The 8797-nt window shown below is 29.6% G+C and carries 6 protein-coding genes, 1 pseudogene and 1 riboswitch; of the genes and pseudogenes, 3 read left to right on the top strand and 4 right to left on the bottom strand.

What is annotated here, in order from left to right:
* Positions 1–286 precede the first annotated feature (286 nt).
* Entirely contained in the window at positions 287–880 is a 594-nt protein-coding gene (locus tag Q0V08_RS08750; protein WP_297433981.1) for a sigma-70 family RNA polymerase sigma factor, read from the top strand.
* Positions 881–929: 49 nt separating this feature from the next.
* Here Q0V08_RS08750 and Q0V08_RS08745 read toward each other — a convergent pair whose 3' ends face one another.
* From Q0V08_RS08745 to Q0V08_RS08730, 4 genes are all read right to left on the bottom strand, one after another.
* Positions 930–3386 carry a plasma-membrane proton-efflux P-type ATPase gene (locus Q0V08_RS08745; RefSeq protein WP_297433979.1) on the bottom strand — a complete coding sequence of 819 codons (2457 nt, stop codon included), beginning with the start codon at positions 3384–3386 and terminating at the stop codon, positions 930–932.
* Between the two features lie 12 nt (positions 3387–3398).
* The gene (locus Q0V08_RS08740) at positions 3399–4778 is read right to left on the bottom strand and encodes a sugar porter family MFS transporter (protein ID WP_257163365.1); all 1380 of its coding nucleotides are present in this window, start codon (positions 4776–4778) and stop codon (positions 3399–3401) included.
* A gap of 17 nt (positions 4779–4795) precedes the next feature.
* A complete protein-coding gene (ppk1, locus tag Q0V08_RS08735) occupies positions 4796–6781 on the bottom strand; it encodes a polyphosphate kinase 1 (protein ID WP_297433977.1) in 1986 nt (661 codons plus the stop codon).
* Between the two features lie 101 nt (positions 6782–6882).
* Positions 6883–7752, bottom strand: a complete 870-nt coding sequence (locus Q0V08_RS08730; RefSeq protein ID WP_257163367.1) for an FMN-binding protein — start codon at positions 7750–7752, stop codon at positions 6883–6885.
* Between the two features lie 264 nt (positions 7753–8016).
* On the opposite strand from Q0V08_RS08730, the gene Q0V08_RS08725 reads away from it, so the two are divergent.
* Both Q0V08_RS08725 and Q0V08_RS08720 read left to right on the top strand, forming a co-directional pair.
* The gene (locus tag Q0V08_RS08725) at positions 8017–8496 is read left to right on the top strand and encodes a nucleoside deaminase (RefSeq protein WP_257163368.1); all 480 of its coding nucleotides are present in this window, start codon (positions 8017–8019) and stop codon (positions 8494–8496) included.
* A riboswitch (purine riboswitch) is annotated at positions 8483–8582 on the top strand. It overlaps the preceding gene by 14 nt.
* A 7-nt stretch (positions 8583–8589) precedes the next feature.
* A pseudogene (locus Q0V08_RS08720) lies at positions 8590–8797 on the top strand (hypothetical protein); the annotation flags it as partial.

Genomic DNA, 8797 nt, shown 5'->3' with positions numbered 1-8797 from the left:
AATTAGTATTAAAAAAATAAAAATAATAGTGACAGTTTATACTAATTTATTTTATTTTTACCTTTTTATTTTTATTTTTATCTCTTTATTTTTCAGCACACATACTATACAAAATAACTCGTTATTAAGTTCGCCTTATAAACACTAGCTTTCCGTTTTTCAAAAAATGTGTTTATATATCAAAAAATAAATTAAAAAAGAAAAATTTGGAATATTTATTTTCTTTTACTTTTTTGATATCATTACAGAGTAAGAAACATATCAAAGAAAGTCGGGGGACGATACCATGATAGAAATTAGAGACATTAAATTAGCACAACAAGGTGACGAGGAAGCTACTGAAAAAATCTTCCACGAATACCAAAATTCAATCTTAAGAAACAATCGTAAGTTTTTCTTAAAAGGTGCAGAATCAGATGATTTACTACAAGAAGGTTATATCGGCCTTATGAAAGCGATTAAATCTTATGATGAAACAAAAAATGCATGTTTTAACACTTTTGCAAATCTATGTATTAGAAGACAGATTATAACAGCTGTAAAAACACATAGTTCTGCTAAATATCAAAATCTAAACTCTGCAGTTATGGGAGAGGAGTATGTTGGATTTGAAGAGGTTACTAAATATAACGCTCCATCTATCAACTTCTACAATCCTGAAGAGATTGTTTTAGGAAAAGAGCTAGTTAAACTTTTAGAAACTTTCCTAGTTGAAAACTTAAGTGATTTAGAGAAAAAAGTGTTCTACTATTTATGTAAAGAGTATACATATATTGAGATTGCCGAAACATTAGATGAATCTCCAAAAAAAATAGACAACACTATTCAAAGAATTAAAAAGAAAATACTAAACTATTTAGGAACTTATGTTGGAAAATAGTTATTAAAATAAAAAAAGAGATTCACAATAAAAGTGAACCTCTTTTTTTTTATTTTATTTTTTTTAAGATTATTGAAATAAATGATAGTGGGAACATCCATAGAATATTATAACCCCAAACATATAAAATATCTCTTATAGTTATTGATTCAACTAACCAGCCAAAATATGTCATAAATACAACAAAAATTTGAGTAAGAACTATTGCTGTAAACAGCTTCCATTGAGGGAAGGGCTTAGTAAAAAACCAGCCTGAACGTCTTGTTATAAATAATAACAGATGTCCTCCAACAACTAACTGTAAAAATACTAATGTTTGTAGTTGACTAAAACTTGTTATTTGGCTCCAATCTCTATCTGCCCATACAACAAGCGCTATACTTTGAACAACAGATATAATTCCTAAAACAAAACTAACTATAAAAACTCTCTTTTTGTTCCAAATTGATGGTCCTGAACTTACCTCTGCATTATCATAAGCTATAGTCATTATTGGTATATCATCTAATAGAGCTAGAGATACAAGCATTATAGCTGTCAGTGGGAAAAATGAATCTCCCTCTCCAGGAACAACTCTATGAATTAGATACTTTCCAATTAATGTTACAATAACAGAGAATATCATAATATTAACTGTCATTGCAATACGATAGTATATATAACTCATCATTCTTGAGAATATTTTTTTCGCTTCATTTACAGCGTTTTCTATTACACTTAATCCTGGATTAGTTAAAATAAGTGCTGCTGCTGCTCTTGCTGCATCTGTTGCCCCTGAAACAGCAATTCCGCAATCTGCTTGTTTTAGTGCTGGTGAATCGTTAACACCATCACCTGTCATTGCGCAAATATGCCCTTTAGATTGTAAAACTTTTACAATTTCATACTTATGTTGTGGAAATACCTCTGCAAATCCACTAGCTTCCTTTACTTGTTTTTGCATCTTTGACGTTATTGTCATATTTTTATCGTCTGTTCCAAAAACATCTGTTGCTAATAATATGTTGTCCCCTATACCAAGTTGATTAGCAACCTCTTTTGCTATATTTTGACTATCTCCTGTTATCATTTTTACGTCTATTCCTTCACCCTTTAAAGCTTGAACAGTTGATTTACTATCAACTCTTAACGGATCTGCTAAAGAGAAAGTTCCTACATAGCTCCATGTCTCTCCATCACCAGTTGCAAGTCCTAAAGATTTAAATCCGTGAGATGCTAACTCATCTATTTTATCTTGAACATTTTTTAAACTGTCTCCAGCTAATTTACACATTTCAACAATAACTTGTGGAGCTCCTTTTACTATATGGAATGTTTTTCCATCCTTTTCCACTACTGCTTCCACTCTTTTTATAACAGGATTAAATGGTATAAACTTATCTATTTTATAACTAGTCAATGAATCTTTAGATTTTAAGAAATTTTTAATAGCTAAATCTATAACATCCTCACCCTTAGGGTCTGAAGCTAAAACTCCATATGTTGTCATCAACTCACTAGTAACTCCCTCAACTGGAAAAACATCTGCTACACTTAATTTATTTTGAGTTAATGTTCCTGTTTTATCACTACATAACACATCTACACTTGCTAAAGCTTCTATAGAATTTAACTTTGAAACTATAGCTTTCATCTTAGAAAGTTGTAAAGCTCCTAAGGCTATTGTTACAGATATAACAGCTGGCATTGCTACTGGAATAGTTGCAACCATTAAAACCAGTACTGTTTTAACTATTCTTAAAATAGTCACTTGATCTAAAGGTCTTATTAAAATCAACTGGAATGTTACTAAAATTATAGAAAGAACTATAGCACCTATTATTAAAAAGTTACCTACAGATGTTATCTCTCCTGTCAATTGACTCTTAGCACCAGCTTCTGCTACTAATTTTGCAGTTTTACCAAAATATGTATTTACTCCAGTTGCTGTTACAACAACTGTTACACTGCCCTCTTTAGCTATTGATCCAGAATACACAACATCTTGTATATTTTTAGTTACTGGTAAACTTTCACCTGTTAGTGCTGATTGGTCAACTGTTAAATAATCACCACTTAGTATTTGAGCATCAGCCGGAACAACATTTCCTAAAGCTACTGCAACAATATCACCTACAACTAAATCTGAAGCTGGAATCTCCTGCCATTTAGAATCTCTTAAAACATTAGCTTTTAATGCTAAATCATTTTTTAATGCTGCTAGTGCATCTTGTGCACTTTTATCCTGTCTCCATCCAATAAAGGCGTTTAATAGCAGCAAAAGCAATATAATTATAAAATCTTTTATATCCATTGTTATTAATGAAAGTACAATTGCAGCTTCTATCATCCAAGGTATAGGTCCCCAAAAATATGGCATCAATCTTTGTAAAAGAGTTACCTTTTTCTCTTCTAGTGCATTTTTACCATCTCTTAACAATCTCTTTTGGGCTTCTGAACTATTTAAACCACTTTTCTCATCTGTTTCTAATTTTTTTAATAAATCATCATTTGAGATTTTATCCATAAATTCATCCTCCTAACTATCTTTTAGACTCCAATACTCTGAAATTTCATGTAAGGATTTTCCTTTTGTCTCTGGAATTGTAAACACTAAAATGAAAAATATAAATCCAAAAACTGAGTAGATAAAAAAGATTGAAGAACCTTTAAAAATCCTATTTAAAAAAATACTATTTGCTATAATTGGCAATGTCCAAGATACTAAAAAATCACTAACCCAGTTTACAATTCCTGCAAATCCCAGACTATATGCTCTTAATGGAGTTGGAGATAACTCTCCTATATATAAGAATCTAATTGCACCTGCTGAAAAATTATAAGAAAATATAAATAGGTATACTAAATAAACAAGAAGCATTGAATAATAACTTAAATATATATGTATTCCTATTATAAATAAAGAAGCAGACATAACAAAAGTTCCTATAAATAGTAGTGTTTTTCTTCCAAATTTATCTACAGTTAGCATTGACACTAAAGATCCAACTGTAAAAAAAACACCATTTATTATACTTTGATAAAAAGCTGTATTAGGTCCCTCTGGCATAATTTTTCTAAATATATCAGATGAGTAGTAAATTAGTGGGTTTATACCACAAAGCTCTGTCAACGCTGCCATAAAAAAGGTTATAAATATAAGCTTTTTCAACTTGCCACTTTTCTCCATTTGATGTTCTATATTTTTACTTTCATCATCATTTCTATTATACTTACTATGTATTTCTATAAATTTATCACAATCAATATCTGGCCATATAGCTTGCATTATTTTTTTAGCTTCATCATCTCTATTTTTCATTAAAAACCAGATTGGACTATGTACAATGTAGAATAAAAAAACTAAATAGATTGCAACTACAATAACCTCTGTTCCATAAATACTTTTCCACATCCAAAGATTATCTTGAATAACCCCTTGATTTTTTAACATAATAAAAGTTATTAAATAACCAACGATTATTCCTAATCCTGTTGTAAATTGCAGTATTGATCCTAACCCTCCTCTTATGCTCGGAGGAGAGATCTCTGTAACATAGGATGGTTCTGAAGAAAATAACAGTCCCATACCAGCTCCCGCTACACCTCTAAATAATAAAAACATTTGAAATTTATCTCCTGTTATATATACTCCTATTGCTCCTATTAACATTAAAATAGTTCCTATAATTAAAGCTTTTTTTCTTCCAAGCTCATCATTTATTCTCTTTGTAAAAACACTTCCTAAAACTGCTCCCACTATAAAAACTGATAATGCAAAACCTTCCCATGCTGAATTAAGATTAAAATGAGTTGATACATTTGTTATTGTTCCTCCAGAAATACCCATATCATATCCTAGAACAAATCCAGCACTACCTGCAATAAAAGCTGAAATTATAGCTTTTTTATATTTCATATTTAGTCCTCCTTACCTCAAAATTTATTATCCAAATAATAATTTTGGTATGAGAACTCTTTTTCATCTTTGTTAGGCTTTATTAAAGAGTATGTTCCATCTTCATTTTCTTTCCATCTCTTTACATTATCCTTTAGTATATTTTCAAAGTATAAATCTAACTGCTGTCTATTTTTACTATTTTTTACAGGGAACATCAGTTCTACTCTTCGTTCTAAATTTCTAGTCATCCAGTCTGCACTTGATAAGAAATACTCTTTCTCTCCATTATTTTCAAAAATATAAACTCTATTATGCTCTAAAAATCTTCCAACAATACTATAGACCTCTATATTTTCACTCATATTTTTAACTCCAGGTAGTAAACAACAAGCTCCTCTAACAATTAAAACTACTTTTACTCCAGCATTTGAAGCATCATAAAGTTTTTCTATCATACTTTCATCTGTTAATCCATTCATTTTAGCTATGATTTTTGCTTTCTTTCCTTTTAGTGCATTACTAATCTCTCTATCTACAAGTTTTTTAAATCTATCTTCTAACTCTTGTGGTCCTACTCCCATCTCTTTCCAATTTTGTTTTTCTTGTGGACTTATTAAATTAGAAAATAGATTGGATATATCTTCACCTATTCCTTCGTCAGCTGTAAATAAGGAGATATCAACATAAGGAGCTTTATAGTAGTTTCCAGTTCCTAATTGAACATATCTTTTTATTTTTTCATTCTCTTTTCTTAAAATTAAAAGTGTTTTTCCATGAACTTTTAAATCCTTTATTCCATAAATTACATGACAACCAACTCTTTCCAATTTTTTAGCCCACTCTATATTATCTCCCTCATCAAATCTAGCTTTAGCTTCAACTAAAACAGTAACTTGTTTTCCCTTTTTACAAGCCTTTTCTAAGGCATCAATTATTGGAGAATCATGGTGTTTTACTCTGTACAAAGTTTGTTTTATACCTAGTACATCTGGGTCATCTGCAGCTGTATCAATTAACTCTGTAACTGCTTCAAAAGATTCATACGGGTGCAGTAATAATCTATCTTTTTTCTTTAAAGTTTCAAATATGTTTTCTCCCTTCATCTTTTTCAAAAATTTTTCATTTAATGGCTCATACTTATATTTTTCATATCCATTTAATCCCTCTATTGTCCATAAAAAATCTAAATTTATAGGTCCTGATATCTCATATATCTCTGTTGTTAAAACACTAAAGTTTTTTGTTATAAAATCCTTCATCTCTTTAGAGAGCTTTTTATCATATTCAACTCTTATAACCTCTCCCCACTCTCTCTCCTCTAACTGATCTTCAACCTCTTTTATAATATCTGCATTTACTTTTGAATCCTCTAAAATCTCTACGCCCTCATCTCTTGTCAATCTAAAGATTCCAATCTCTTTTATCTCAAAATCTTCTAACTGAGTATTAAGATTTCCTTTTATTAACTCCTCAATTAAAATAAAATGATTTTTATCCTTCTCTAATTTTATGATTCTTTCAAACTCTCCTCTTAGCTCAATCATAATAACTTTCTTTTCTTTTGTTTTTTTCTTCTCAATCATTCCCAATAAAACTAGATTTCCAGAAGCTATCCTTGGTATTGGATGAAATGGATCTATCTCAATTATCTCTAATATTGGTTGAATCAATCTATTAAAGTAATCATCTGCCAACTCTTTCTCTTTTTTACTTAAACTCAGGTAATCTTTTATATCAATATCTGCCTCTTTTTTTAAATCCTTTAAATATAAAGCATATTCACTATAAATATTATCGACCATTTTTTTAATGCTATTATAGATTTTCTCTCTCTCTTTTTTTTCTCTTTTTTTAGGTATTCTAACCATAAAAAATTCATCTAAATTCGTTGATGCTATTGCTAAAAACATAGCTCTTTCTAAAAGTGGATTTCTTCCAGATTTTGCTTCATGTACTACTCTACTATTAAATTCTAACCAACTTAAGTCCCTATTATAAAGTTCTTTCTTTTTTTCTTTCATAATGAAACCTCCTAGAATATCTACTTGAACAAGTATAGAAAATAATTTTATATTTTCCTTGTTTTTAATAAAAAAAGTGCGAGAATAAATCTCACACCTTTTTATTTTAATATATTATCTTTTTCTAATTCATTTTTCATTTTTTCTGCTAATTTTAAATAATTATCCCAAGCAGTATTTCTTCTTGTAAAACCACTTTGTTTATAATTTCCTGACTTTTCAGTAGCTGGTAGATCTGTTAAATCTAAAAGGTTTTGTGTTTTTACAACTTTATCATTTAAAGCATCCATCTGTACATTAAATCCAATACGAGATGGCTCATCATACATAATACTCCAATATTTTGATTGTCTATAAAACTCTTTTAAATTTTTATCTTTTATCTCATCTTTAGTATCTGCAAATATTTCATCATATCTACACTCTATTATTTTACCTTTCTCAATAACAACTTTTAAAACTCCTGTTAGACCATTGCCAAAGTTTTCTGAAACACTATAATATTTAAAGTTAGATTTTTTATCCATTTGAGAGTTTAATTTTTCTGCTAATGGAACCATAGATTGCTGAATACTATTTGATGCTCCAGCTACCATATCAAAAGTTCCTGTTAATCTTTGCTCTTTTATCATTTGATTTTCAGCAGCTAAAACTCCTTCTATCCAAGCCACACCACTTTTTTCTGCCATCGAAAAATTGTATGGTGACAATCTTTTTGATACATTTTGATAAAAACGATTATAATAGTTAGGTCTTGTTAATTCATTAAACTCCACATGAACTAATTTATCATTATTTTTCACCACTTCTAAAGTTCCTAAATGACCTTGACGAAATCTCTCTTCGATTTTATAATAATCACCTTTTATAACTCCTTCTTTAGGTTGAACTGTCCAATTAGGAACTTTTGTTTCACTCATAGAAAATGATGATACCAATGTTAACATACTTAATAAAAATATTTTTTTCACTTTACCCTCCAAAACTTTTTTCTACAAATAGTATACTTGTATTTTAAAGTAAGTCAAGATTTTAATTGACAAATGTAAAATTTTCGGATATTATTACTATATAAATTAAATAAAGTTGTACTTTAGTGCAACATGGCGCCTACAAGAGACTCATTAGGTTGTTTTATAACAGCTCATCTTGCTAGGGTGAAGTGTATCGTTAACAAAGGTAATCCTAGGATTACCTTTTTTTATTTATTATTTTTTAACAGGAGGATTTTTATTATGGATCACAAATTGTATTTAAGAAGATGTATTGAAATTGCAGATGAAGCAGTTGCTAGTGGGAACAACCCATTTGGAGCACTTCTTGTAGACTCTAAGGGAAATATTATTGTAGAATCTGGTAACATGGAAATTACTGAAAAAGACTGTACTGGTCATGCTGAAACAACAGTTATGAGAAAAGCTACAAAACTTTATTCTAAGGAGTTTTTATGGGATTGTACTCTTTATACAACTGCAGAACCTTGTTGTATGTGTACCGGAGCTATCTATTGGGGAAATGTTGGAAAAATTGTATTTGGTATTACAGAAAAGCAACTTCTTGAACTTACTGGTAGCCATGAAAAAAATCCAACTTTTGATGTTCCATGTAGAGAGGTTTTAGCTAAAGGTCAAAAAAATATCGAAGTTATCGGTCCAATTGATGATGCTGTTTTACAAGAGGAGATAGTTAAGATACATAGAACTTTCTGGAAATAGATTGTTTAGTATAAAGTTGATAATAGGGATCAAATGTTTCTACAGGCAGCCGTAAATTGCCTACTACTAAAAAAATCGGAGGAATTTTGAACAATGGAAAAAGTATTAAATCAAAACATTAAAACTAGAGCTTATGATAAAATTGATGATTATTTTCAAATAAGTGAAAGAGACAGTAGCTTAAAAAGAGAGATTTTAGGAGGATTTACAACATTTTTAACAATCTCTTATGTTATTTTTGTTAATCCAACTATTCTAGCATTAACTGGTATGGATAAAGGTGCTCTTGTCACTGTTACAT

This window comes from uncultured Cetobacterium sp. (assembly GCF_947038635.1).
GTDB lineage: Bacteria > Fusobacteriota > Fusobacteriia > Fusobacteriales > Fusobacteriaceae > Cetobacterium_A.
This window is presented reverse-complemented; position numbering and strand designations above follow the sequence as displayed.